26 protein-coding genes and 2 tRNA genes are annotated in these 25,508 nt (G+C 20.3%); 24 read left to right on the top strand and 4 right to left on the bottom strand.

Features of this window, described 5'->3' with window-relative positions; genetic code table 11:
- Nucleotides 1-71: 71 nt before the first annotated feature.
- A complete protein-coding gene (gene ygfZ, locus GJT88_RS00955; protein WP_168895081.1) occupies nt 72-1,049 on the top strand; it encodes a CAF17-like 4Fe-4S cluster assembly/insertion protein YgfZ in 978 nt (325 codons plus the stop codon).
- Between the two features lie 139 nt (nt 1,050-1,188).
- Nucleotides 1,189-2,379 (top strand): OmpA family protein, encoded by a 1,191-nt coding sequence (locus GJT88_RS00950; protein ID WP_168895080.1) that lies wholly within the window; start codon nt 1,189-1,191, stop codon nt 2,377-2,379.
- A 54-nt stretch (nt 2,380-2,433) separates the two neighbouring features.
- Here the strand turns inward: GJT88_RS00950 and GJT88_RS00945 are convergent.
- Nucleotides 2,434-2,506, bottom strand: a tRNA-Phe gene (locus tag GJT88_RS00945).
- A gap of 376 nt (nt 2,507-2,882) precedes the next feature.
- On the opposite strand from GJT88_RS00945, the gene GJT88_RS00940 reads away from it, so the two are divergent.
- Together GJT88_RS00940 and groL are read left to right on the top strand one after the other, a co-directional pair.
- Entirely contained in the window at nt 2,883-3,176 is a 294-nt protein-coding gene (locus GJT88_RS00940) for a co-chaperone GroES (RefSeq protein ID WP_168895079.1), read from the top strand.
- A gap of 77 nt (nt 3,177-3,253) precedes the next feature.
- Complete coding sequence (gene groL / locus GJT88_RS00935; RefSeq protein ID WP_168895078.1) at nt 3,254-4,900, top strand: chaperonin GroEL; 1,647 nt, start codon at nt 3,254-3,256, stop codon at nt 4,898-4,900.
- Nucleotides 4,901-5,043: 143 nt separating this feature from the next.
- Here the strand turns inward: groL and GJT88_RS00930 are convergent, their stop codons facing one another.
- Nucleotides 5,044-5,301 carry a hypothetical protein gene (locus GJT88_RS00930; RefSeq protein WP_168895077.1) on the bottom strand — a complete coding sequence of 86 codons (258 nt, stop codon included), beginning with the start codon at nt 5,299-5,301 and terminating at the stop codon, nt 5,044-5,046.
- A gap of 788 nt (nt 5,302-6,089) precedes the next feature.
- On the opposite strand from GJT88_RS00930, the gene efp reads away from it, so the two are divergent.
- From efp to GJT88_RS02340, 4 genes are all read left to right on the top strand, one after another.
- Entirely contained in the window at nt 6,090-6,665 is a 576-nt protein-coding gene (gene efp, locus GJT88_RS00925) for an elongation factor P (RefSeq protein WP_246213265.1), read from the top strand.
- An 8-nt stretch (nt 6,666-6,673) separates the two neighbouring features.
- Nucleotides 6,674-6,802, top strand: a complete 129-nt coding sequence (locus GJT88_RS02345) for an amino acid--tRNA ligase-related protein (RefSeq protein ID WP_168895335.1) — start codon at nt 6,674-6,676, stop codon at nt 6,800-6,802.
- 268 nt (nt 6,803-7,070) lie between these two features.
- Nucleotides 7,071-7,316: a hypothetical protein gene (locus GJT88_RS00915; protein ID WP_168895076.1), complete on the top strand. Its 246-nt coding sequence runs from the start codon at nt 7,071-7,073 to the stop codon at nt 7,314-7,316.
- Nucleotides 7,317-7,493: 177 nt separating this feature from the next.
- Nucleotides 7,494-7,640 carry an amino acid--tRNA ligase-related protein gene (locus GJT88_RS02340; protein WP_168895334.1) on the top strand — a complete coding sequence of 49 codons (147 nt, stop codon included), beginning with the start codon at nt 7,494-7,496 and terminating at the stop codon, nt 7,638-7,640.
- 8 nt (nt 7,641-7,648) lie between these two features.
- Here GJT88_RS02340 and asd read toward each other — a convergent pair whose 3' ends face one another.
- Nucleotides 7,649-8,551, bottom strand: coding sequence for an archaetidylserine decarboxylase (gene asd, locus GJT88_RS00905; RefSeq protein ID WP_168895075.1), 903 nt, complete (start codon nt 8,549-8,551; stop codon nt 7,649-7,651).
- Between the two features lie 100 nt (nt 8,552-8,651).
- On the opposite strand from asd, the gene orn reads away from it, so the two are divergent.
- From orn to acpS, 11 genes are all read left to right on the top strand, one after another.
- Entirely contained in the window at nt 8,652-9,203 is a 552-nt protein-coding gene (gene orn / locus GJT88_RS00900; RefSeq protein ID WP_168895074.1) for an oligoribonuclease, read from the top strand.
- A gap of 80 nt (nt 9,204-9,283) precedes the next feature.
- A tRNA-Gly gene (locus tag GJT88_RS00895) sits at nt 9,284-9,357 on the top strand.
- A 55-nt stretch (nt 9,358-9,412) separates the two neighbouring features.
- Nucleotides 9,413-11,143, top strand: a complete 1,731-nt coding sequence (gene mutL / locus GJT88_RS00890) for a DNA mismatch repair endonuclease MutL (RefSeq protein WP_168895073.1) — start codon at nt 9,413-9,415, stop codon at nt 11,141-11,143.
- Nucleotides 11,124-12,074: a tRNA (adenosine(37)-N6)-dimethylallyltransferase MiaA gene (gene miaA, locus GJT88_RS00885; protein ID WP_211080584.1), complete on the top strand. Its 951-nt coding sequence runs from the start codon at nt 11,124-11,126 to the stop codon at nt 12,072-12,074. Before mutL ends, miaA begins: the two co-directional genes overlap by 20 nt.
- A 90-nt stretch (nt 12,075-12,164) precedes the next feature.
- Nucleotides 12,165-12,920, top strand: a complete 756-nt coding sequence (gene rlmB / locus GJT88_RS00880; protein ID WP_168895072.1) for a 23S rRNA (guanosine(2251)-2'-O)-methyltransferase RlmB — start codon at nt 12,165-12,167, stop codon at nt 12,918-12,920.
- Between the two features lie 76 nt (nt 12,921-12,996).
- Entirely contained in the window at nt 12,997-15,039 is a 2,043-nt protein-coding gene (locus GJT88_RS00875; protein ID WP_168895071.1) for a M3 family metallopeptidase, read from the top strand.
- A gap of 75 nt (nt 15,040-15,114) precedes the next feature.
- A complete protein-coding gene (gene lepA, locus GJT88_RS00870) occupies nt 15,115-16,905 on the top strand; it encodes a translation elongation factor 4 (RefSeq protein WP_168895070.1) in 1,791 nt (596 codons plus the stop codon).
- Between the two features lie 16 nt (nt 16,906-16,921).
- The gene (lepB, locus tag GJT88_RS00865) at nt 16,922-17,866 is read left to right on the top strand and encodes a signal peptidase I (protein ID WP_168895069.1); all 945 of its coding nucleotides are present in this window, start codon (nt 16,922-16,924) and stop codon (nt 17,864-17,866) included.
- A gap of 59 nt (nt 17,867-17,925) precedes the next feature.
- Nucleotides 17,926-18,609: a ribonuclease III gene (gene rnc, locus GJT88_RS00860; RefSeq protein WP_168895068.1), complete on the top strand. Its 684-nt coding sequence runs from the start codon at nt 17,926-17,928 to the stop codon at nt 18,607-18,609.
- A gap of 31 nt (nt 18,610-18,640) precedes the next feature.
- Entirely contained in the window at nt 18,641-19,471 is an 831-nt protein-coding gene (gene era, locus GJT88_RS00855) for a GTPase Era (protein ID WP_168895067.1), read from the top strand.
- Between the two features lie 33 nt (nt 19,472-19,504).
- Nucleotides 19,505-19,891 (top strand): holo-ACP synthase, encoded by a 387-nt coding sequence (acpS, locus tag GJT88_RS00850; protein ID WP_168895066.1) that lies wholly within the window; start codon nt 19,505-19,507, stop codon nt 19,889-19,891.
- A 38-nt stretch (nt 19,892-19,929) separates the two neighbouring features.
- On the opposite strand, the gene djlA is transcribed toward acpS, so the two are convergent.
- The gene (gene djlA / locus GJT88_RS00845) at nt 19,930-20,802 is read right to left on the bottom strand and encodes a co-chaperone DjlA (protein ID WP_168895065.1); all 873 of its coding nucleotides are present in this window, start codon (nt 20,800-20,802) and stop codon (nt 19,930-19,932) included.
- 209 nt (nt 20,803-21,011) lie between these two features.
- Between djlA and GJT88_RS00840 the strand changes: the two genes are divergently transcribed.
- The 5 genes from GJT88_RS00840 (at nt 21,012) to rsmC (ending at nt 25,466) form a co-directional block, all read left to right on the top strand.
- The gene (locus GJT88_RS00840) at nt 21,012-22,325 is read left to right on the top strand and encodes a peptidylprolyl isomerase (protein ID WP_168895064.1); all 1,314 of its coding nucleotides are present in this window, start codon (nt 21,012-21,014) and stop codon (nt 22,323-22,325) included.
- A 68-nt stretch (nt 22,326-22,393) separates the two neighbouring features.
- Nucleotides 22,394-23,194 carry a 16S rRNA (adenine(1518)-N(6)/adenine(1519)-N(6))-dimethyltransferase RsmA gene (gene rsmA / locus GJT88_RS00835; RefSeq protein WP_168895063.1) on the top strand — a complete coding sequence of 267 codons (801 nt, stop codon included), beginning with the start codon at nt 22,394-22,396 and terminating at the stop codon, nt 23,192-23,194.
- Nucleotides 23,195-23,200: 6 nt separating this feature from the next.
- Nucleotides 23,201-23,578 carry a Co2+/Mg2+ efflux protein ApaG gene (apaG, locus tag GJT88_RS00830; protein ID WP_168895062.1) on the top strand — a complete coding sequence of 126 codons (378 nt, stop codon included), beginning with the start codon at nt 23,201-23,203 and terminating at the stop codon, nt 23,576-23,578.
- Nucleotides 23,579-23,590: 12 nt separating this feature from the next.
- A complete protein-coding gene (locus tag GJT88_RS00825) occupies nt 23,591-24,442 on the top strand; it encodes a symmetrical bis(5'-nucleosyl)-tetraphosphatase (RefSeq protein ID WP_168895061.1) in 852 nt (283 codons plus the stop codon).
- Nucleotides 24,435-25,466 carry a 16S rRNA (guanine(1207)-N(2))-methyltransferase RsmC gene (gene rsmC / locus GJT88_RS00820; protein ID WP_168895060.1) on the top strand — a complete coding sequence of 344 codons (1,032 nt, stop codon included), beginning with the start codon at nt 24,435-24,437 and terminating at the stop codon, nt 25,464-25,466. The genes GJT88_RS00825 and rsmC overlap by 8 nt, the downstream gene beginning before the upstream one ends.
- Nucleotides 25,467-25,508 lie beyond the last annotated feature (42 nt).

Below are 25,508 nucleotides of genomic sequence, written 5' to 3'. Positions count from 1 at the left end.
TTTTTAAAAAATATAATATTTACAATATTAATATAAAATATAGGTAAGGTTAAGGTATATATAAATCTACTATGATAGGGATAAATGATCATAATAATTTATTAAAATTAATTAAATTAAATGATTGGAAAATCATTACTATAAAAGGACCTGATGCTAAGGTTTTTTTACAAAATCAATTAACACTAAATATTAATAAATTAGACGATAATATAAATTTTTTTAACGCTGTTCATTGTGATGTAAAAGGTAACATTTTAACAAATATGCATATTTTTAAAAAAAAAAATAATAATTATAGTTACCTTATTAGAACTAATATAGTTAAAGATTATTTAAAAAATATAAAAAAATATATTATTTTATATAAAATTAGCATTTTTTTAGAAACAAAAAAAATTTTTGGTATATTAGGTGAAGAATCTGATAATTTTATATTTAATATTATTAAAAATAAAGATCTTGTTTTTAAAAAAACGTCATTATTCTTCTTTAAAAAAATTATTTTTCTTAAATTTTATAAACCAATAACACGATATTTAATTATTTTATCAAAAAATAAAATGAATTTTTTTTTAAAAAATTGTTTTACCCATAAAAAAGTATTTATGAAAAATAATGATTATTGGTTAAAATTAAATATGGAAATAGGTTACCCCATAATAGATAAAATCAATAATCATTTTTTACCACAACAAGCTAATATGGAAGCTTTTAATTCTATTGATTTTAATAAAGGATGTTATTTAGGACAAGAAATAATTAATAATTTTCAATTTAGAAAAAAAAAAAATAAAACATTATTCTTGTTAGAGGGTAAAATAAAATTTTTACCTGCATTTAATGATATACTAGAATTTAAAGATGATATAAAAAATAGGTGGAATCTTATAAGAGGTAGTATCATTTTAAAATCTTTAAAACTATCTAATAATAAAATTTGGGTTCAAGTAATATTACAAAATAATATTAAACTTAATACCTATATTAGATTTAAAAAAGATAAAAATAATATTTTTTTTATTATTAAAAAATTTAATGTTAATTAAATTTTGTTATTTTTTATATTTAGGAGGTAAATATACTTATATTTTAATTTTAAACACATATTAAATATTTTAAGTTACAAATATTTAGATATAATAAAAATATTTATAGAATTTTGCTTCTAAAAGAAATTACATAAAAATGAAAAAAAAAACTTTTATAATCATAATCATAATTATGATAATAGGTGTAAACAATAGTTTTGCTAATGCTTATTTCAATAAGAATAATAGTTATTGGTATTTAGGTTCCAAATTAGGTTTGTCTAAATATAATAATCTTAATTTATTTGGGAATGATATTGATAATGAAAATTATAATGAAATTAATAAATTAGGTTCTGGATTTTTTTTAGGATTTCAAGAAAATCGTTTTTTAAGTTTTGAAATTGAATATGATTGGTTTGGAAAATTAATAAAAAATATTAATGAGTCAAATATAATTAATATTTTTCAGTCTGAAGGTATACAATTAACTACTAAAATAACTTATCCGATAATTGAAAATTTGGATATATATACTAGGTTTGGAAATATCATTACAAGAACGAAAAATATACAAAAGAATAAAGAACAAAAAATAAATAGTATTTTTTTTAATGCAAGTCCAATATTAGCAATTGGTAGTGAATATAAAACTAATAATAATTGGTTTTATCGGTTTGAATATCAATGGATACACAAAATTGGGGATAATAAAAATTTAGGACAAGAAACAAGTAATTCTATGTTTGTTTTAGGACTAAAATATTCTTTTCATAATCAAGATTATTATTCCTCAAAAAGAATACCACATCATTTTAAAAAATATAAAAACAATAATCATAATAATATTAATTTAAAATCTAGAGTATATTTTAAATTTGATGATTTTCGTTTGCAAATTAAAGGAAAAAAAATATTAAATAAATTAATAATTCAAGCAAATAAAAATAAAAGAAAACAAAAAATCTATAATAGAAAAATATTAATATTAGGACATTATGATTTTTTTGGCAACAAAAAATATAATTTTTTATTAGCACAAAAAAGAATCAATTCAATAATAAATTATTTATATCATAAAAATATTCATTTAAAAAAAAAAAATATATCTATTAAAATTTTGGGTAATAAAAAAATTAACAAAAACTGTAATAGGATAAGAAATTTTAATTTATTAAAAAAATGTTTATACTTAGATCGTTATGTTGAAATTAGTATTTTTTACACAAAAATAAATAAAAATAATTTTTTTGTAAAAAAACTTTATAAAAGAGAGAAAAAATTAAAAAATCCCACTTTTAATAATTGTTTTAGACGGTACTTTATATGCCTAAGAAGACATTATTAATCTTATAAAAATTATAATATTGCAGTATTTCTTTATATTATTAATAATTATGTATGCCCGAAGGTGGAATTGAACCACCGACACGGGGATTTTCAGTCCACTGCTCTACCAACTGAGCTATCCGGGCAACGTATTACTACTTTCACGCATTGTAACAATAAATATAAGAAAAAATCAATATTTTTTAAAAGAAAAATAATTTAAAAAATTAAATAAAATGATTATAATAAAAAATTATATTTTTTTATTATTATATAATATATATTATATGTATAATTTTGTTTGTAAGGTTTAAATTAAAGGATTAATCTGTATAATATATAACGATTAGGCTTTTTATAAATATAAGTTATTTTTTTTATAAGAATGTTAAAAATAAAATTTTTTGAGCTAGGGCTTGAAACAGATAAGATTAGTCCTTATCTTTCAGGACACATTCGTTAAAATAAATTATTATTAACTTATAATATATTGACCAAACTTCTTAAAAGGAGAATTACTAAATGAATATTCGTCCATTACACGATCGAGTTATTGTGAAACGTAAAGAAGTTGAATCTAAAACTGCAGGAGGAATTGTTTTAACAGGTTCTGCAGCAGGAAAATCTACACGAGGAGAAGTACTAGCAGTAGGAAAAGGACGTATATTAGATAACGGAGTGATAAAACCTTTAGATGTGAAAAAAGGTGACATAATCATATTTAATGATGGTTATAGTGTTAAAACAGAAAAAATTGATAATGAAGAAATTTTAATAATGTCTGAAAGTGATATTTTAGCTATTGTTAAAGAATAAAAAATTTTTATTAAATAAATAAAATTTAATTTTTATAAAAGTATATTTAATCTAAATGAATTTATAGGACATTTAAAATGGCAGCTAAAGACGTAAAATTTGGTAATGATGCACGTGTAAAAATGTTACGAGGTGTAAACGTACTAGCGGATGCAGTAAAAATTACCCTTGGTCCTAAAGGAAGAAATGTTGTACTAGATAAATCATTTGGTGCTCCAGCAATAACTAAAGATGGAGTAACAGTTGCTAGAGAAATAGAATTAGAAGATAAATTTGAAAATATGGGAGCACAAATGGTCAAGGAAGTAGCTTCTAAAGCTAATGATGTAGCAGGAGATGGTACAACAACAGCTAGCGTATTAGCACAATCTATTGTAAGTGAAGGATTAAAAGCTGTTGCTGCTGGCATGAATCCTATGGATTTAAAACGTGGTATAGATAAAGCTGTGATCGCTGCAGTGGAAGAATTAAAAACTATTTCTGTACCTTGTTCAGATTCCAAATCTATTGCACAAGTAGGGACAATTTCTGCTAATGCTGATGAAACAGTAGGTGCCTTAATTGCTCAAGCAATGGAAAGAGTTGGAAAAGAAGGAGTTATTACTGTTGAAGAAGGGACTGGATTACAAGATGAATTAGATGTTGTTGAAGGTATGCAATTTGATAGAGGGTATTTATCTCCATACTTCATTAATAAATCAGAATCAGGTACTGTAGAACTTGATAATCCTTATTTGCTTTTAGTAGATAAAAAACTTTCTAATATTCGTGAAATGTTACCTGTGTTAGAAATGGTAGCAAAAGCAAGTAAATCATTACTAATTATTGCAGAAGATGTGGATGGAGAAGCTTTAGCAACTTTAGTAGTAAATACAATGCGTGGTGTAGTCAAAGTAGCAGCAGTTAAAGCTCCTGGATTTGGAGATCGTCGTAAAGCTATGTTACAAGATATTGCTATACTTACAGGTGGCAATGTAATTTCTGAAGAAATTGGCTTAGAATTAGAAAAAACAACATTGGATGATCTTGGACAAGCAAAACGTATTGTTATAAATAAAGATACAACAACAATTATAGATGGCATGGGTAAACAAAATGCTATTTCAGGACGTGTAAATCAAATTAGACAAGAACTAGATGAAGCTACTTCAGATTATGATCGTGAAAAACTTCAAGAAAGAGTAGCTAAATTAGCTGGTGGGGTTGCTGTATTAAAAGTTGGTGCTGCAACTGAAGTCGAAATGAAGGAAAAAAAAGCTAGAGTAGAAGATGCATTACATGCAACTAGAGCTGCTGTAGAAGAAGGTGTTGTTGCTGGTGGTGGTGTAGCTTTAGTACGTGTAGCAGCTAAATTAATGAATTTAATTGGTCAAAATGAAGATCAAAATATGGGAATAAAAGTTGCTTTAAGAGCAATGGAAGCACCCTTACGTCAAATAGTATCTAATGCAGGTGAAGAACCATCTGTTGTTGCAAATAATGTTAAAGATGGACATGGTAATTATGGTTATAATGCTGCTAATGAAGAATATGGTGATATGATTAAATTTGGAATTTTAGACCCAACTAAAGTTACTAGATCAGCATTACAATATTCAGCTTCGGTTGCGGGTCTTATGATTACTACAGAATGTATGGTTACAGATTTACCGAAAGATGAAAAATCAGAAATATCTAATACACCTCCAGGTGGTATGAGTGGTGGTATGGGTGGTATGATGTAATTTAGGTAGGTTATTTTATTTATTTTTAATTATATTTAATTATTTATTAAGTGTTTTTTATTAGTATTAAATTATTAATATATTAATATAAAGCTGTACTGTAAAGTACAGCTTAATATTGTTGTAAAACTAAATTTTATTTACTAAATAATAAATTTTTGATGTTTTTTCCCATGAATATCTTTTACTAATTTTAGCACTAAAAATCCTGATAATTTTAATATAATAACTTGCATAATTTTTTTAGCTTTTTTTTGAGATATAAAAATATTGCCACCTTCTATTTTATCTAACAAATGAATATTATATGGAATAATTCCAATATTAAATAAATTATTATTTAATTCTATTAAAATTTTCTTATTATTATTAATGGTTTTTAATAAAACTATTTGATTCAATAGTTATTCCCATTTTTTTTGAGAATAAAAATTTTATTAAATAGTTTTTTACTAATTTCATTTGGATGATTTATATGAGTAACAATTAATATATGTAATTTACACTGATTAAAAATTTGGATTAAATTTTTAGTAATTCTTTCAAAAATAACGGATATTATTCTTGTATGTATTCTTAATATTTTTATATGTGGTGGTGGTATATTTTTAATATCTTGAATAAGAACTTTCAGTTTATTATCATTAATTATTAATGAGTAATCACCAAAAAATATAATTTCGTTTATTTCAGTATGTTTGTTTATATAGTTAATTATTTTATTCTAAAAAAATTTATTAATTGGATTAATTTCTTTTGTTTTTTTTTATGAAAACAATATCTGCAATGTACTGCACAAATTCCTATTATTCAAATTAATACTCTATTATAATGCTTATGAATCATTCCTGATATAATAGATTTTTCGTTTAAAGGATTACTATTATATTTTTTATAATATACTAATTCATTTTTATTTAATAAAAATTGTAATAAAATTGGATCTAAAATATTTTCTTTTTCTGTTTTTGTAATAAAAATTTTGGGTATTTTTACGTTAAAAAAGATTTCTGTTTTTTATATAAAAATCTTTATATTTTTTTCTTTGTACATTAAAATTTAATAATTTTAAAAGATCATAATTATTATCAATATTATTTATTAGTTATTGTAACTATAATTCTTTCATAAGAATATTTATTTATTTAAATAAATTATTATAAATTAAATTTTTTTTAAAAAAGGTAAAATGACAATGGTAAGTTATTTTAGTAATCATTTTAAAGTAGGGATGAAATTTATATTTTTAAATCAACCATATATTATAGAATATAGTAATTTTATAAAACCTGGTAAAGGGCAAGCTTTTGTAAGAGTAAAAATGCGTAATTTAATTACAGAAAAATTAATTGATAAAACTTTTAAATCTACTGAAAATTTAGATACTGCAGAAATTTTTGAAAAAAAACTAATTTACTTATATCATGAAAATAATATTTTTTATTACTTTATGTATAAAAATAATTTTGAACAAATTATAGTTAATAACAAAATTCTTAAACAGAAAAGTAAGTGGCTAATACCTAATTATAAATATAATATAACTTTTTGGAACCAAAAACCTATATTTTTAACTTTACCTAATTTTATTAAATTAAAGGTACTTGATACAAATTTAAAATTAAAAAGTGAGACTATAAATAGTAATAATAAACATGCTATTGTAAGTAATGGAGAAAAAATAAAAGTTCCTTCTTTTATTCAAATTGGTGATATAGTGAAAATAGATGTGAGAAAGAAAAAATATGTTTCTCGTGAAAAATAATTATATGAATAAAAAAAAATGGGTACCTAAATGAAAACATTTCTGATTTAATAAAACGTTTTTTTATAATAAAAAAAATTAGGAAATTTTTTGATAAAAAATACTTTATTGAAGTAGAAACTCCAATATTAACTTAATTTGTGAATATTAGTATTTATTTAAGATAATTTTATACAAAATTTATTAGTAATAAAAATCAACAAAAATTATGTCTTATTTATTAGTCCTGAATATCATATGAAAAGAGTATTATCATCCAAAATAAAAAAACTAATTTACTAAATATGTCATAGTTTTCGTAATAAAGAGTTTGGTAAATATCATAATCCTGAATTTATTATTTTAGAATATTAAAATCAAAATTATAATTTAAATAAACTAATATATGAAGTAAATAATTTTTTCATGGTATTTGGATTTAAAAAATTAGAGAAAGTTTCGTATAAAAATATTTTTTTAAAATATTTAAAAATCAATCCTTTTAATATAAATAAGAAAAAATTGTCTTCTGTAGTCAGCAAATTATATTTTATAAATATTAAAAAGAAAAATAATTTTGATGATTATATACAAATACTATTTGATTTATATATTTTTCCTAAAATAAGTTTTAAAAAACCTATTTTAATATACGATTTTCCTGAATCATAAAAAACTACAGAAACTATTAATAAAAAATACAAATATATAGCTAATAGATTTGAAGTATTTTTTAAAGGTGTGGAATTAGGTAATGATTTTCATGAATTAAAAAATAGTAATGAACAAAAAAATAAATTTGAAAAAGATAATAAAAAAAGAAAATTAATTGGTTTATAAGAATAAAAAATAGATATTTTTTTATCAAATACAATAAAACATGGGGAAATACCTAATTATTCTGGGATAGCTATTGGATTAAATAGATTTATTATGTTTTTATTAAATAAAAAGTCTATTTATGATATAATTAGTTTTTCAACTGATAAATTTTAAACAAAATATCATTTTTTTTTAGATATAATAGTAGTAGCTAATAATTCTCCTATTTTTGTTTTAATTCCTTTTTTTAAATCTTTATTAAAAATAATTGTTTTTGGAGGAAATAAAGTAATCACAGTTGAACCAATATTAAAATAACCCATTTCTTCTCCTTTTTTTAAAAAAATAGAATCTTTTTGAGAATAATTCTCTATATAAGGCCAATTCCAACATTTCATCATTTTTTTTCTAAATGGAATTATATTCCCAGACCATGATGTATTAATACTTCCTACTATTTGTGCTCCAATTAAAATTTGCGCCATAAATCCAAATGATGTTTTAAATAAAAAAATAACTCTTTCATTTAGTACAAATAAATTACATAAATTTTGAGATATTATTTCATTAACGGGGAATAATTTTCCTGGTATGTATATTATTTTTAATAAAAAACCATCGTAAGACATATGAACACGATGATATTCTTTTGGTGATAAATAAATATTAATAAAATTACCATTTTTAAAAATTTTACTTATATTTAAAAAATTTCCAACTAAAGCATCAAGTGAATATTTACAACCTTTGAATTGAAAAATTTTATTTTTTTTAATAAAACCAATTTGGTTAATAATACCATCGGTATTTTGTATAATATGATAATCCTTTTTGTAAAAAAAACGACTATTCATATTTATTTTTCTAGTAAAAAAATGATTAAAAGTTTTATAATAAAAAATATTAGAATGTTTGGCATCCTTTATGTTTATTTTATAAATTTTAATAAATATATATATTAATATAGTAGTTACTATCTTAAGTTTTTTCTTGGCTATATAACCAAAAAATTTTGTAATTAATAATTTTGGTAAAAAATATTGTGTATATAAGTATATTTTTCTTTTTATTTTATAAATATTCATTTCACAATAAATTTTTTATATTTATATTTTAATATAAAAGCATATCATTTTTTTTAAAATATAAAAATTATTTTGAAATTTTTTTATAGAGAAAATTTTTATGATAAAAAATAATAATTTAATATGGCTTGACTTAGAAATGACAGGATTAGATCCTAATTCTGACCGTATACTTGAAATTGCAATTATTATAACAAATTTAAATCTTAAAATTATAGCTACATGTCCAGTTATACAAATACATCAATCTAAAAAAATTTTAAATTCTATGAATTCATGGAATAAAAAAATTCATAAAGACAATGGTTTAATTAACAAAGTTATTAATAGTCAATTTAATGAAAAAAAAGCAGAAACATATATTTTAAAATTTTTAAAATTATGGGTTCAATTTAAACATTCTCCTATGTGTGGTAATAGTATTTATAAAGATAGAATTTTTTTATATAATTATATGCCTAATTTAGAAAAATATTTTCACTACCGGAATATAGATGTAAGTTCTATCAAAGAATTAGTGAAAATTTGGAATCCAGATATTTTTGCGAAATTAAAAAAAAAAAATAATCATAGTGCTATTAAAGATATATATGAATCGTTATCAGAATTAAAATTTTATAAAAATACTTTATTCAAAAAAAATATTTTTTAAAAAAATATTGACAAATAAAATTTATATTATATATTATTAAGTTTGTTATTTTTTATGGTTTTATAGTCTTAAGATTTTTTGCGGGAATAGCTCAGTTTGGTAGAGTACAACCTTGCCATGGTTGGGGTCGCGAGTTCGAGTCTCGTTTCCCGCTTAAATTATTAATAATATTAAATAAATTATGTTCTAAAAAATAATAATATAAATAAATGTCTATTAAAATATTACCTAAAAACGTTATAAAAAGAATAGCAGCTGGGGAAGTAATAGATAGACCTGCATCTATTATTAAAGAATTAATTGAAAATAGTATTGATGCAAAAGCATCTAAAATTACAATACACATAAAAAAAGGAGGTTTAAAATATATTAATATAAATGATAATGGTATCGGAATGAACAAAAAAAGTTTAGTTTTATGTATAAAAAAACATGCTACTAGCAAAATTACTAATTTAGATGATTTAGATTCATTCAAAAGTTTTGGGTTTCGTGGAGAAGCATTAACAAGTATTAAATCAATTTCTAGAATGACTATAATATCTAAAACACTTAAACAAACTATTGCTTGGCAGATGTATACGGAAGGATTAGAGGAAAAAATAATCTATTTAAAACCCACAGCACACCCTACTGGCACTACTATCATTTTAACTGATCTTTTTTATACTTTCCCTGCTAGAAGAAAATATATTTCTAATGAAAATATAGAATTTATTTATATTAAAAAAATTATTAAATTAATTATTTTAATGAAATTTAATATAAGTATTAAATTTCAGTATAACAATAAAATTATTTATAATTTTGAACAAGTTACAGATAATTTTTCTTATCTAAATAGAATAAAATCTATTTGTGGGACGAATTTTATAAAAAATGCATTAAAGATAAATTCAACATATAAAAAATTAAAATTACGTGGATGGATATTAATATCTGAATATCAGTTAAAGAATTCGTTTAAATATTTTTATGTTAATAATCGTATTATAAATAATAATTTTATTAATCGTATTCTTAAAGAAATATTACAAAATAAATTTTGTCATGAATTTAAATATTCTTTTTTAATATTTTTAGAAATAGAGCAAAAGCAAATTGATATAAATATACATCCGAGGAAAAAAGATATTTTTTTTTACCAAGCAAAAATATTATATGATTTTATCCATCAAAGTATAGTGAAAATATTACATTATCCTATATCTAATTTAAATAGCAATAAAGAAAAACATCCAACTAAATTAAATAATAATTTTTTAAGTTTAAATAAAATAAACTCTCTTTTTATTAAAAATAATTTTTCTCAAGAAACAGAACTATTATTTAATAATATACAAAAAAAAAAATTAGTGTATTTGCACAAAATGCCAATTTTCCATTTTAAACATTTTGGAAAATTTTTAATAGTTTTAAAAAATTCTCATATTATTGTTGAAAAAAAAGAAAAATTATATTTTCTCTCAATAAAAGAAATAGTATTTTTTTTATTAAAAAAAAAATTTGAATTATATTTTGAAAAAAAATATGACCTGCAACAAATTAAACTAAATTTAAAATTAAAAATAACAAAAGAGGAATATTTTAATTTTTGCAAAATTAAAAGAATTTTACTAAAGTTAGGTTTTGATTTTATATTATCTAAAAAAAAAATTATACATATAAAACTAATACCTTTGTTTTTATCATTTTATGATATAAAAATATTCTTTTTAAATTTACTAAAATACAATTTTAATATACATAAAAATTCTGTAAAAAATATTTTTATATTGATTATTGATTATATGAGTAAAATGTCTAGAATATGGAACTATAATAATATAGTTGATTTATTAATGGAATTAGAGTTATTTAAATTAGAACATAAAACTTTTTGTTTTAAAAAATTATTTTTTTTAATAAATATAGAGAAAAATGGAAAAAATAAACAATAAATTACCAATAGCAATTTTTTTAATGGGTACAACAGCATCTAAAAAAACTTATTTAGCTATTCGATTGGAAAAAATTTTACCCATAGAATTAATTAGTGTTGATTCTTCTTTAATATATAAAAAAATGGATATAGGAACAGATAAACCTCAAAAAACTGATTTATTTTATGCAAAACATTGGTTAATTGATATTAAAGAACCGCACCAATATTATTCCGTTTTTGAATTTTATAATGATGTTTTAAAAATTATGGATGATATTACTAAACGAGGAAAAATACCATTTTTAGTTGGAGGTAGTATGTTTTATTATCATCAATTAATAAACACTATGTCTCCATTACCATCAAAAAGTATTAAAATACGTAATATGATTAAAGAAAAAATAAATAAAAAAATATACAAGTCATATTATGATATGCTGAAAAATGTTGATGTTTTTTCTTCGAAAAGAATACATTATAATGATAATCAAAGAATCTTAAGAGCTTTAGAAGTATTCTTCTTAACTGGGAAAACTTTAAGTGAATTAATAAAAATTCCAGGTAAAAAAATTCCTTATAAAATATATCAATTTGGATTAACATATTATGATCGAGAAAAATTATATAGAACTATTAAAAAAAGAATTTTTAAAATGTTAGAATTGGGTTTTGAAAATGAAGTAAGAAATCTTATTAATCAAAAATATTTACAAAAACATTTTCCTTCTATGCGTTGTATCGGTTATAAACAAATGTTTTCATATATTTCGAATGAAATTAATTATCATGAAATGATTAATCAAACTATAATTGCTACTCGTCATTTAGCAAAAAAACAATTAACTTGGCTTCGTAATTGGAAGGATATATATTGGTTAAATAGTGATAATATCAATAAAGCATATAGTAAATTAATAAGAAAAATAATTGATTTTATTCAAACATAAACAAATTTACATTAATATTCTATATATTCAAATACTATATCATATTTTATGATATATTTATTTTTATTAAAAATAATTTATTTATATAATATGAAAGACGTTATTTTTGGTATACATACTATACTGAATATTTTAAAAACTAATCCATTATTAGTAAAAAAAATTTTTATATTAAATAGCAAAAAAATATCTAATAAAATTAAAGAGTTATTTTTTTATATAAAAAAGTATAATGTTCTTTTATATAAAGTTGATAAAAAATGGTTAGATAAAAAAACTAATAATAGTATACATCAAGGAATAATGGGCATTATAGATATAATAAAACCTTTTAATGAAAAAGATATAAATCATTTAATTAAAAAGTTTAAAAAACCATTGATTCTTATTTTGGATCATATAACTGATCCACATAATCTTGGAGCTTGTATAAGAAGTGCTGTAGCCGCTAAAGTAAATATGATTATTTTACCAAAAAATCGTTCAGCTAAAATAAATGCAACAGTAAAAAAAATATCTTGTGGCACATCAGAAAATATACCTATAATTTTTGTAAAAAATTTAATAAAAGTTATTAATTTATTAAAAATTTATAAAATATATGTTATTGGTGGTGATAATAAAAAAAAAAATATAATTTTTAATTATAAATTAGATTATCCAATATGTTTAATTATGGGTTCAGAAGATAAGGGAATAAGTCCAATTATTAAAAAAAATTGCGATGAATTATTTGCTATTCCAATGTTTAATAATGTAAATTCTTTAAATATTTCTGTAGCAACAGGAATCTTTTTATTTGAAATAATGAGACAAAATTATTTTATACATAAAAAATTAAAATAATTTTGTTAATTGTATAAATAAAAAAAATAAAATATTTTATATACATTATTTTTTACATATAAATCGAGACTATATTATGAATAATCCTTTATTATCCAATTTTAAATTACCCCCCTTTAATAAAATAACTAATGATTGTATGATTTCTGCAATAGAAATCACAATAAAAAATTGTAAGAAACAAATTAGTTATATTTTAAAAGAGAATAAAAATAATTATAATTGGAAAAATTTTTGTCAACCAATATTAGAATTAGATGAAAATTTATATCGTATTTTTTCTCCAATAAGTCATTTAAATTATGTTTGTAACGATAAGAAATTAAGAAAAATTTATGAAATAATTATTAAATTAATAACTAATTATAATTTATGGATTAAACAAAATCAAAATATTTATGATGCCTATATTCAAATAAAAAAAAATCAAAATTTATTATGTATTGATAAATTACAATTAAAATCAATTAATGATATAATACATGATTTTAAATTATCAGGTATTTTATTAACTAAAAGGAAACAAAAAATATATTCTAATATAATTGATCGTTTGTTAAAATTAGAAACCATATTTAATAATAATATATTAGATAGTACTTTAAATTGGACACTTAATATTACAGATAAAAAAGAATTAGATGGGATTCCTGAATATATTATAAATATAATGGCTAAAACTGCGTCTATAAAAAATAAAAAAGGATATTTAATATCTTTAGACTTGCCAATCTATTTATCTATAATAACGTATTGTAATAATATCCATTTAAGAAAAAAAATATATTATGCTTATGCTACAAGAGCAACAGATTTAAATAAAAATAAAAAATGGAATAATTATCCTATTTTATTAGAAGAATTATCATTACGTTTAAAATTATCACATTTATTAGGATATAATTCGTATACTGAACAATCTTTAGATACAAAATCAGCAAAAAAAATAGATAATGTTTTATGTTTTTTAAAAAAATTAATGCAAATTGCTAAAAAACAAGCTCAAAAAGAAGCAAATAGTTTAAAAAAATTCGTTAAAAAAAAATATAATATAATAGATATTAATCCTTGGGATGTTTCATTTTTTGCAGAAAAATATAAATATTATTTATATGGAATAAATGATAATTTAATTCGTTCTTATTTCCCAATGTCCATTGTTATGAATGGTATGTTTCAAATTGTCAAAAAAATATATGGGTTAAAATTTCAAAAACAAAAAGTCCAAGTATGGAATGACAATGTTCTTTTCTTTGATGTTTTTGATAAAAATAATAATTTATACGGAAGTATTTATTTTGACTTATATATACGTTCTGAAAAAAGAAATGGTGCTTGGATGGATATATGTCAAACAAGAATGATAAAATCTAATAATAAATTACAATATCCTGTAGCTTATGTTAATTGTAATTTCACTCCTTCAAGCAATAATACTTCTTTACTTAATCATAATGAAGTATTAACTTTATTTCATGAATTTGGACACGCTTTACATCATATTGTTTCTACAATAAACATACCTAATATATCTGGTATTAATGGTATCCCTTTAGATATGATAGAATATCCAAGTCAATTCATGGAATATTGGTGTTGGGAACCCAAAGTATTACATTTAATTTCTAAACATTATAAATATAATAACCATATTCCTGAAAAATTAGTAAAAAATTTAGTTGCATCAAAAAAATATAATGCTGCTTTATCTATAATGCGACAAATTGAATTAAGTTTATTTGATATAAGAATTCATTATGAATTTAATTTACAAAAAAAAGATATTCAAATATTTGATTTAATAAACGAAATTAGAAAAGATATCATAACCGTAGTACCGACGCCTACTTGGAATAAATATATAAATATTTTTAATCATATTTTTGGAGGAGGATATGCAGCAGGGTATTATAGTTATTTATGGTCGGAACAATTAGCCGCAGATTCTTTTTATTTTTTTAAACAAAATGGATTATTTAATAGAAAAATAGGTCAAAAATTTTTTAACAATCTTTTATCTTTAGGAAATTCTCAAGATATTTTAACTTTATTTAAAAAATTCAGAGGTAGAGAATTAGATAGTAATTCTTTACTCATACAAAGAGGTATTAGTCCATAAATAATAGATTAAATATAAAATATTTACGGGAATTATTATATTTATAAATAAAAATTTGATAAAAAATATTATTTTATGAAAAATATTAGAAATTTTTCGATTATTGCTCATATTGATCACGGTAAATCAACTTTTGCTGATAGATTAATAGAATTATGTAATGGTTTGTCACAAAGAGAAATGACATCACAAGTTTTAGATAGTATGGATTTAGAAAAAGAAAGAGGAATTACAATCAAAGCACAAAGTGTTACTCTATATTATAGATCAAATAAAAATAATTTTTATAAATTAAATTTTATTGACACACCAGGACACGTAGATTTTTCTTATGAAGTTTCTAGATCATTATATGCTTGTGAAGGAGCATTACTATTAATAGACGCATGTCAAGGTATAGAAGCTCAAACTCTATCCAACTGTCATACTGCAATTTCTATGGGATTAAAAGTATTACCAGTTATAAATAAAATTGATTTATTAACCGCTAATGTTAATAAAGTAGAACAAGAAATAAAAGAAATTATAGGGCTGCAATCTACAAAATGTTTAAAATGTTCTGCAAAAACAGGTGAAGGAATTAAAGAAATAATTGAATATTTAGTACAAAATATTCCTTTTCCTTCAGGAGATATTAACAATCCTTTACAAGCTCTAATTATAGATTCATGGTTTGATAAATACTTAGGAGTAATAGCTTTAATTTGTATAAAAAATGGTAAAATTTATAAAGGGATGAAAATTATTATTATGAATACAAAAAAAAGTTATTTTGTAGAAAAAATTGGTATTTTTACACCCAAAAAAGTAGATGTAGATATTTTACAGTGTGGTGATGTAGGTTGGATAGTATTAAGAATAAAAAATATTAACGAAATTCCAATAGGAGTGACAATCACATCATATATTAATCCTTCCAAAATAACTTTACCTGGGTTTAAAAAAAGTACCCCAAAAGTTTTTGCTGGTTTATTTCCTACAACATCAGATCAATATAAAAATTTTGATAATGCATTAAAAAAATTAAGTTTAAATGATTCTTCATTAGTTTTTGAACCTGAAAATTCTAATATATTAGGTTTTGGATTTAGATGTGGTTTTCTAGGTTTATTACATATGGAGATTGTACAACAACGTTTATTAACCGAATATAGTATTAATGTTATCACAACTATGCCTACAGTTAAATATAAAATAAAAACAATTAATAAAAATATTTTATATGAAGATAATCCTTCTAAATTTCCACCCCTACATCTTATTAAAGAGTTTAAAGAACCCATAGTAAAATGTAAAATTTTATCTCCTATAAAATATATAGGTAAAATAATTAAACTATGTTCAGAAAAAAATGGTACACAAATAAACATGATATATCATAGTAATCAAGTTATATTAATTTATGAAATACCTATGATTGAAGTAATTATTGATTTTTTTGATAAGTTAAAATCTTTAACTAAAGGATATGCGTCTTTAGATTATAACTTTCTTAAATTTAAAAAATCTAATTTAACTTGCATTAATATTGTAATTAATAAAAAGTGTATAGATGCATTAACATCAGTTACTTATAAAAATAAAATTTATTCTTATAGTCGCATTTTGGTAGAAAAAATTAAAAATCTTATTCCTAGACAACAATTTGATATTATTATACAAGCAACAAATGGGAAAAAAATTATTGCTAGTGCAAATATAAAGCAACTACGTAAAAATGTTATTGCTAAATGTTATGGTGGAGATGTTAGTAGGAAAAAAAAATTAATTGAAAAACAAAAAGAAGGCAAAAAACGGATGAAAAAAATTGGTAATATCTTATTACCATCTTCTGTTTTTGTAGCAATGTTAAAAATAAAAAAATAAATTTTTAAAACAAAATATGAATAATATATATACAAAAATATTAATTTTATGTATTTTTATAACAGGGTGTTTATGGTTTTTTTATAAAATCCGAATATTAAATAATTTTATTTTGAATAAAAAAATAAATAATTTATATTACAAAAACTTTTCTATAAAAGAAAAAAATTCTTGGAAAGAAGAAATAAGTTCTTTATTTCCTTTTATATTATTAATTTTTTTAGTTCGGTCATTTTTATATGAACCATTTTATATACCATCTGGGTCGATGATGCCTACTTTATTAATTGGAGATTTTATATTAGTAAACAAATTTATTTATGGAATTAAAAATCCTATAAATAATAAAATTATTATTGATAATAAATTACCTAAAAGAGGTGATGTAGTAGTATTTCAATATCCTAAGAATATAAAAGTTAATTTTATTAAAAGAATTATTGGATTGCCAGGAGATAAAATTATTTATAATATAAAAAACAAGCAAATTATATTAATTGTTAAAAAAAATAATAAGAAAAATATAAATAAAACAAGTATTAAATATAGCAAATTAAAAAAAAGTTCTTTTATTCAAACTTTTCAAATATTAAATAAAATATCAGGAAATAATTTCTACCAAAAATCCATAAAAAGTTCTTTTTTTGGTGGGTTAAGGTTTTTTGAATATATAGAAAAAATAGATCAATTATCTCATAAAATTATTTTCTTACCAGAAATTATTAACGAATCATTAAAAATATATCGACAAAAAAATCAGTCCATATATACTTGGATTGTACCGAAAGAATCTTATTTTGTTATGGGAGATAATCGTGATGATAGTTATGATAGTAGATATTGGGGATTTGTTGATAAAAAATATTTGTTAGGTAAGGCTGTATTTATTTGGTTGAGCATTGATAAAAAAATAAATCATTTACCAAAAATTAGATTTAATAGAATACATTGGATTAATTAATTAATTAAATAAATATTATATATTTTATATAAAAAGTTAAAAATTTAAAATACAATTATATGAATTTTATTATGATTAATAGATTACAACAAAGATTAGGTTATGTTTTTAATCATCAGAATTTATTATATCAGGCTTTAACACATCGTAGTGCTAGTAGTAACCATAATGAAAGATTAGAATTTTTAGGAGATTCAATACTGAGTTATATAATAGCTAAAGCATTATATAATAAATTTCCTGGTGTTAATGAAGGTAATATGAGTCGTATGCGTGCTACTTTAGTTAGAGGTAATACTTTGGCTAGTATAGCAAGAGAATTTAAATTAGGAAAATATTTATTTTTAGGACCCGGAGAATTTAAAAATGGAGGATATAATAGAGAATCTATACTGGCAGATACAATGGAAGCGCTAATTGGAAGCATATGTTTAGATAGTAATATAAAAATAGTAGAAAAAATAATATTAATTTGGTATCAATTTAGATTAGGTAAAATATTACCAGGTAATAATCAGAAAGATCCCAAAACTAGATTACAGGAATATTTACAAAGATTTCATCTTCCATTACCATATTATTTTATTCTACAAATTAATGGAGAAGTACACAATCAAAAATTTACAATACAATGTAAAATTAGTGGTATGTCTGAAATTATTACTGGGATTGGGTCTAGTCGACGTAAAGCAGAACAATCTGCTGCAGAACAAGCATTAAAAAAATTAGGTATCCAAATCTAATTATTTTTTATGTAAAAAGAGAGGAATATATTTGGAAAGAAAAAATTCTTATTATGGCTGTGTATTAATCTTAGGTAGATCTAATGTTGGTAAATCTACTTTATTAAATACATTAATAGGAGAAAAAATATCTATTACTTCCCATAAAATTAATACTACTTATTGTAATATAACAGGAATATATAATTATAAATCTTATCAAATAAAGTATATTGATACTCCAGGTATTATATACAACCAAAGTCACATTCACAACGTGTTATATCATAATAAATTAAATTATGTTTTATTTATTTTAGATCGAAATAAATGGGGATATGCAGAAAAAAAAATCATTAAAATTTTAAATAATATTAATATTCCAATAATTATTATAATTAATAAAATTGATAAAATTTCTGATAAAAAAATATTACTACCACATATTGATTTTCTTCAAAAAAAAATTAAATTTGTTTACTTATTTATTATTTCAGCAAAATATAAATTACATACTAATATTATCAATAATTTCATATGTAATAATTTATTAAAAAGTAAACACCATTATCCAGATAATATTATTACTGATCAAACAAAAGAGTTTTTTGTGAAAGAAATTATAAGAGAAAATATAATGAAGTATATACATAAAGAAATTCCTTATTTAATAAAAATTACAGTAGATTCTTTTATTATAGAAGAAATAAATAAACAAAAAGAAATAAAAATTTTTCTTTTTGTAAAAACTCTTAATCAAAAAAAAATTTTAATAGGCAAAAATGCTAAAATAATTAAATTAATTACACATAAATCAAAAAAAAATATAGAAGAAATATTAAAAAAAATAGTTAATTTAAAATTATGGGTTAAAGTACAATAATAAATAAAGTTTTTTGATATTAGAGATTTTTTTATGAGTATTGTGGGTATTGGAATTGATATTATAGAGATAAAAAGAATAAAAAAAGTGTTTATACATTTTGGAGATCTTTTTGCATATAAAATTCTAACTAAGAATGAATTAGTAATATATCAAACAAATTCAAACAATAAAATCAATTTTTTAGCAAAATATTTTGTAGTAAAAGAAGCTGCAGTGAAAGCTTTAAATACTGGTTTTACTTGTGGAATATTTTTTAATCAAATAGAATTATTACATAATAAAAAAGGAAAACCTAAATTAAGATTTTATAATCAAGCATTTAAAATTTTAAAAAAAAAAAATAATTGTAAAATACATGTTTCTTTATCAGACGAAAAAAAATATACTTGCGCAATAGTTATAATTGAAAAAGCGTAAATTATGATGTATAAAATTACATAATACGTGTGTTTTAACTATATAGTTTTTTGTCTCTCTTTTTTTATCAAATGATATGCCTTATGTATTTCTTGTGTTTTAATTTTCGCAATTTCTAACTGCTTGGGTGAATAACCTTTTGATATTAGTTTATCCGGGTGATATTTACTAATTAATTTATGATATGCTCTTTTAATTGTGACTAAATTATCACTATGTTTTACATTTAATAATTCATATGCTTTATCTATATCAGATTTATAATGATTTCTATTTTCATATGTATGATTATCATAACTATTATAGTTTTTTTGTTTTGTGTTTTTTTCGTAGAAATTTTGTGTAAATAAATCTCTAATATTAATATTTACGTTATTTAGATTATTTACAATCATGATAATATTATGCATAGATAAATTTAATTCTTGAAATATAATATGTAATATTTTTTTAGTTTTATTATCTAAATAATTATTAGCATAAGATAACTGTATTTGGATACTTACAAATTGATTTATTAAATTATTTTGATTATAAATTAAATAATATAAATTATTTAATTTGTAAACTAAAGGATAATTATATTTTTTACCATTATTAAATGCATTTTGAACAAAAATTGTGTCTTTCTTATTTAAATTCATTTCTCTTATTAATTTTGTTACCATATTAATATCATTTTGAGTAACAAAACCCTTAGATTTACTTATATAACCCATAACTTCAAAAGTAGTTTTAATAAAAGTTTTTTTTATATGACATTGATAATGTTTGTAATTTTTATTAGTATAAAATGTATTTATTTTATTAATTAGATAAATAATAAATATTATAAATAATGTATTGATAATATTATTATTACTTAATAAGTTAATTAATAATCCAAATAAGTTTACCCAGTAAAAAAACATATATTCCTCAAGTAAATATATTCAAAACATACTTTATTAATCTATGCATTATATATTATAATTAAATAATAAATTAATCTTTAAGTATTTTTATAAAAACAACTAACTAATAAAAAATAAAATTAAATATTTTAATTAAATTCGAAAAAAATTAAAATATTAAATATATTTTAATATTATAAATTAAATTTATTTAATATGGAATTATAATGACAATAAAAAAAATAGTATTTTTAATAGTTATGTCCTTTTCTATATGGAATTATGTTTTTGCATCAGTAAAAAATATTGATAATATTGCAATTATTATTGATCATGATATGATTTCTAAAAACGATATTTGTAATCTCTTTAATGCATTTAATATGAATAGTGACAAAGACAAATATTTTCAACAGCAAACTATAAATAATCATATAATCCAGGACTTCATAAAAAATAACATTTTTTTACAAATTAGTAAAAATAATAATATTTTTGTTTCAGAAAAAAATTTAGATGATTTTATACTAAATGTACACAAAGAAAATAATATTTCTTTACAAGATCTAAAAGATAATCTTATAAAAAATAATATTAATTATGATCAATATCGTCAAATAATGCGACAAAATTTAATGATATATATTTTGAAAAGTTTAATAAATAAACAAAAATTAAGTGTTCTTAGTGAAGAAGTAAATTCATTAGCTAAACAATTATATTTAAAGTATAAAAAATTAATAAAATATGACATTTCTATATTCTATATTCCAATAAATAAATTTTCTTTAGATAATGATTTTAACTATAAATTAAATTTATTAAAAAAATTAAGCAATATTTTAACAAATAAAAATATTAGTAGTAATTTAAGAAAAAAACAAGAAAATTTATGGATTTATGAGAAAAAAATTATAAAAGTAAATTTAAGATGGAATGATCGATTTCCGCAAATACTTATTAATTACTTAAATTCATCTAAAAAAGATGATGTTATAGGTCCTATATATTTAAATTCAAAATTATATCTTTTAAAAATAAATGATACTTTCATAAAAGAAAATGTTAAAAACAAAAAAATTTTAATAAGATTTATTTTTATTAAAAAAAATTCTTTAAATAAAAAAATTCCTTTGAAAAAAATAAAAAATATTTATTTTAATATTTTAAAAAAAAGAATGTCTTTTTATAAAGCAATGAATTTTTTCTCAGAAGATAATGATGTAATTAAATTTAAAAATAACATTAGATGGACTCCTTTAGAGTATTTTAATCCAAAATTTCAAAAAATTATAAAAAAATTAAAAATAAATCAAATTAGCCTTCCTATTGAAGGTCCAGATGGTTTTTATATAATACAATTATTAGGGAAAAAAGATAATTTTCCCAAGATGTCTTTCTTTAAAAAGAAAGCTTATAATTTAATTCTTCAAGCAAATTTTAATAAAGGAGCAGATAATTTTATATCTGAATATATGAATAGAATATATATAAAAAATTTTTTGTCTTCACAAACAAATATTTATTGTAATAATAGATAATATTTAATATGTAACAATTACATTAATTTATATAAAAAATAAAGATTTAGACAACAATATATCATTTTATGAAAATTTTTTTTAAAAAAAAATATGGGCAACATTTATTAAAAAATTTACACATTATTAATAACATTATATTTTTAATAAATCCAAAGCATCATCATCATTTTATAGAAATAGGTCCTGGATTAGGAGCTTTAACTGTTCCAATGACTAAGTATAGCAAAAATATTTCTGTTATCGAAATTGATAAAAATTTTGTGAATATTTTAAAAAATAATAAAATTTTGTTACATTCTAATGTAGATATTATTTTAAATAATGCTTTAAGTTTTAATTATCTTATTTTGATGAAAAAATTAAAAAAAAGAATACGTATATTTGGTAGTTTACCGTATAATATATCTACTGCAGTAATATTTAATTTATTTAATTTTTTAAATAATATTAAAGATATGAATTTTATACTACAAAAAGAAGTTGCAAATCGTTTAATTGCTAATCCTGGGGGAAAAAATTATGGATGTTTAAGTATAATGACGCAATTATTTTGTAGAATTAAATTATTAATGGAAATTAGTCCTAATTCTTTTTTCCCTATACCTAAAATAATTTCTAATATGGTCTGTTTAAGACCCCATATTAATAATTCTTATACATTAAAGAATATTTATTTTTTAAGTAAAATAGTTAAACAAGCTTTTAGTATGAGAAGAAAAATTTTACGTAATAGTTTAAGTAATTTATTTTCTATAGAAGAATTGGATTATTTAGGTATTGATTACAAAATTCGCGCTGAAAATGTTTCTATATTAGAATATTGTCAATTAGCTAAATGGTTAGAATTAAATAGAAAAAGGATATAAACTTCTATGCAAATATTATCTCAGATTCATATAAAAGTACGTAGTGTTTATATAGAATCACAATCTATACCTGAAGCTAATCGTTATGTTTTTGCTTATACTATTACAATCAATAATATAGGTGAAAAATTACTACAATTAATTAGTCGTTATTGGATAATAACAAATGGTAATGGTAAAACAACTCAAATACATGGCGAAGGTGTAGTAGGTAAAAAACCATATATTAAACCAGGAAATAATTTCCACTATACTAGTGGAGCTGTTTTAGAAACTCCTATTGGAACAATGCAGGGACATTATATTATGATAGATGAAAATAATAATGTTTATCATGTAGATATTCCAGTTTTTCGTTTAGCAATTAAAACTTATATTCATTAATATTATAAAAATATGACTACTTATATGATTGGAGATATTCATGGTTATTATAATGAATTTATTTCCTTATTAAAAAAAATTAATTTTAATCACAAAAAAGATCAGTTATGGATAACAGGAGATTTAATAGCACGAGGTCCAGATTCTATCAATGTTTTATATTATTTATATTCTATAAAAGAATCAATAAAATTAGTATTAGGGAATCATGATTTATATTTATTATCGTTAGTATTAGGATTTAATGATCCTAAAAATGTTCACGATGATAAAATTTTACAATTATTAAAGGATGCAAAAATTATAAAAATAATACATTCTTGGTTAAAATACCAACCTTTAGTCCAATTTGATGAAAAAAAAAAAATTTTAATGTCTCATGCAGGTATCCCACCTCAATGGAATAATATTAATTTAATTTTATCAGTATCAAATGAAGTAAGAAATATTATTTCTGGTAAAAATAGTGAAATATTTTTCAAATATATAAGTAACCAAATTAGTCAACAAAATGATTGGAAAAATAATACATTAATAGGACTAAAACGATTAAGTTTTATTGTTAATGCATTAACAAAAATGAGATACTGTTATCCAGATGGTACATTAGAAATGTTAACTAAAAAAGCTCCTAATGATATTTCTTCTAAAAAATTACAACCATGGTTTTGGATGCCTAATATTATATATAAAAAATATACAATATTTTTTGGTCATTGGTCTGATTTACAAGGAGGACAATATACCCCAAAAAATATTATAGGATTAGATACAGGTTGTTGTTGGGGTAATCAATTAACTATATTTTCTTGGGAAAATAAAAAATTTTATAGTGAGGATTGTAAAATTTTTAAAAATGTATAAATTATTACCAATAAATAAATATTTTTTGTGTAAATTTAAGAATAAATTTATAAATCGCAAAGTCATTTTTGCTGGAAATATTAATGATAAAATACCAATATATTTAAATACCTTAACAAGTTTTGTTAATACTCATAAGTATGATTATTATTTATGGTTAAAAAAAATAATTGGAGAAAAAATATATTATGGTTTATTAAATAGTAATTTTAAAAATTATAACTTTAATGTTCTTATCTTTTTTTGGTTAAAAAACAAACGTGAATCTGTTTTTCTCTTAAAAAATATATTATCTATTTTAACATTAAATAGTGATATATTTATTATAGGTGAGAATAATAGTGGTATAAAACAAATTAATAATATAATAGAGTTAGATATTGTTTTTAATAAAATTATTTGTGCAAGAAAAAGTATAATTTTCCATTCTTTTTATAAAAAAAATATTATTTTTAATAAAGAAAATTATTGGAATTTTTATTTTTATAAAAATTATAAAATATATAATTTACCTGGAGTTTTTAGTGGTAATAAATTAGATAATGGTAGTAAATTATTAATTTCAACTCTTGATTTTAAAGTTAAAGGAAAAATATTAGATTTAGGATGCGGTGCAGGGGTAATTTCTACTGTAATAGGAAGAGAAAATATATTAAATAATGGGAAAAATGTTATTTTATCAACAGATATTGATTATAAAGCAATAAATTCAACTAAAAAAACATTACATAAAAATAATATACAAAATAGTTATGTAATCTCTAGTGATGTTTTTTCTAATATTAATGAAAAATTTGATTTTATTATATCTAATCCTCCAATCCATGATGGAAAAAAAATTTCATTAAAAGTAATTTATAAAATACTAAAAAGTATAAAAAAATATCTTAAATATAATGGAGAATTTCGTTTTGTAACTAATAATTCAGTATCATACTCTAAGATTTTTACAAAATTAATGTATAAATTCTGTATTATATGTAGAAATAAAAACTTTTCTGTATACAGTATAAAAAATAAATAATATTTCTTTTAAAGAAGATTAATAAACAAAATAAGTTACTTT

Source organism: Enterobacteriaceae endosymbiont of Donacia tomentosa (genome assembly GCF_012571135.1).
Taxonomy (GTDB): Bacteria; Pseudomonadota; Gammaproteobacteria; order Enterobacterales; family Enterobacteriaceae.
This window is presented reverse-complemented; position numbering and strand designations above follow the sequence as displayed.

What these genes read in the sequence shown, in the direction of transcription:
- ygfZ (WP_168895081.1), top strand. Translation starts at nt 72, where the DNA reads ATGATAGGGATAAATGATCATAATAATTTATTAAAATTAATTAAATTA.
- GJT88_RS00950 (WP_168895080.1), top strand. Translation starts at nt 1,189, where the DNA reads ATGAAAAAAAAAACTTTTATAATCATAATCATAATTATGATAATAGGT.
- GJT88_RS00940 (WP_168895079.1), top strand. Translation starts at nt 2,883, where the DNA reads ATGAATATTCGTCCATTACACGATCGAGTTATTGTGAAACGTAAAGAA.
- groL (WP_168895078.1), top strand. Translation starts at nt 3,254, where the DNA reads ATGGCAGCTAAAGACGTAAAATTTGGTAATGATGCACGTGTAAAAATG.
- efp (WP_246213265.1), top strand. Translation starts at nt 6,090, where the DNA reads ATGACAATGGTAAGTTATTTTAGTAATCATTTTAAAGTAGGGATGAAA.
- GJT88_RS00915 (WP_168895076.1), top strand. Translation starts at nt 7,071, where the DNA reads ATGGTATTTGGATTTAAAAAATTAGAGAAAGTTTCGTATAAAAATATT.
- asd (WP_168895075.1), bottom strand. Translation starts at nt 8,551, where the DNA reads ATGAATATTTATAAAATAAAAAGAAAAATATACTTATATACACAATAT.
- orn (WP_168895074.1), top strand. Translation starts at nt 8,652, where the DNA reads ATGATAAAAAATAATAATTTAATATGGCTTGACTTAGAAATGACAGGA.
- mutL (WP_168895073.1), top strand. Translation starts at nt 9,413, where the DNA reads ATGTCTATTAAAATATTACCTAAAAACGTTATAAAAAGAATAGCAGCT.
- miaA (WP_211080584.1), top strand. Translation starts at nt 11,124, where the DNA reads ATGGAAAAAATAAACAATAAATTACCAATAGCAATTTTTTTAATGGGT.
- rlmB (WP_168895072.1), top strand. Translation starts at nt 12,165, where the DNA reads ATGAAAGACGTTATTTTTGGTATACATACTATACTGAATATTTTAAAA.
- GJT88_RS00875 (WP_168895071.1), top strand. Translation starts at nt 12,997, where the DNA reads ATGAATAATCCTTTATTATCCAATTTTAAATTACCCCCCTTTAATAAA.
- lepA (WP_168895070.1), top strand. Translation starts at nt 15,115, where the DNA reads ATGAAAAATATTAGAAATTTTTCGATTATTGCTCATATTGATCACGGT.
- lepB (WP_168895069.1), top strand. Translation starts at nt 16,922, where the DNA reads ATGAATAATATATATACAAAAATATTAATTTTATGTATTTTTATAACA.
- rnc (WP_168895068.1), top strand. Translation starts at nt 17,926, where the DNA reads ATGAATTTTATTATGATTAATAGATTACAACAAAGATTAGGTTATGTT.
- acpS (WP_168895066.1), top strand. Translation starts at nt 19,505, where the DNA reads ATGAGTATTGTGGGTATTGGAATTGATATTATAGAGATAAAAAGAATA.
- djlA (WP_168895065.1), bottom strand. Translation starts at nt 20,802, where the DNA reads ATGTTTTTTTACTGGGTAAACTTATTTGGATTATTAATTAACTTATTA.
- GJT88_RS00840 (WP_168895064.1), top strand. Translation starts at nt 21,012, where the DNA reads ATGACAATAAAAAAAATAGTATTTTTAATAGTTATGTCCTTTTCTATA.
- rsmA (WP_168895063.1), top strand. Translation starts at nt 22,394, where the DNA reads ATGAAAATTTTTTTTAAAAAAAAATATGGGCAACATTTATTAAAAAAT.
- apaG (WP_168895062.1), top strand. Translation starts at nt 23,201, where the DNA reads ATGCAAATATTATCTCAGATTCATATAAAAGTACGTAGTGTTTATATA.
- GJT88_RS00825 (WP_168895061.1), top strand. Translation starts at nt 23,591, where the DNA reads ATGACTACTTATATGATTGGAGATATTCATGGTTATTATAATGAATTT.
- rsmC (WP_168895060.1), top strand. Translation starts at nt 24,435, where the DNA reads ATGTATAAATTATTACCAATAAATAAATATTTTTTGTGTAAATTTAAG.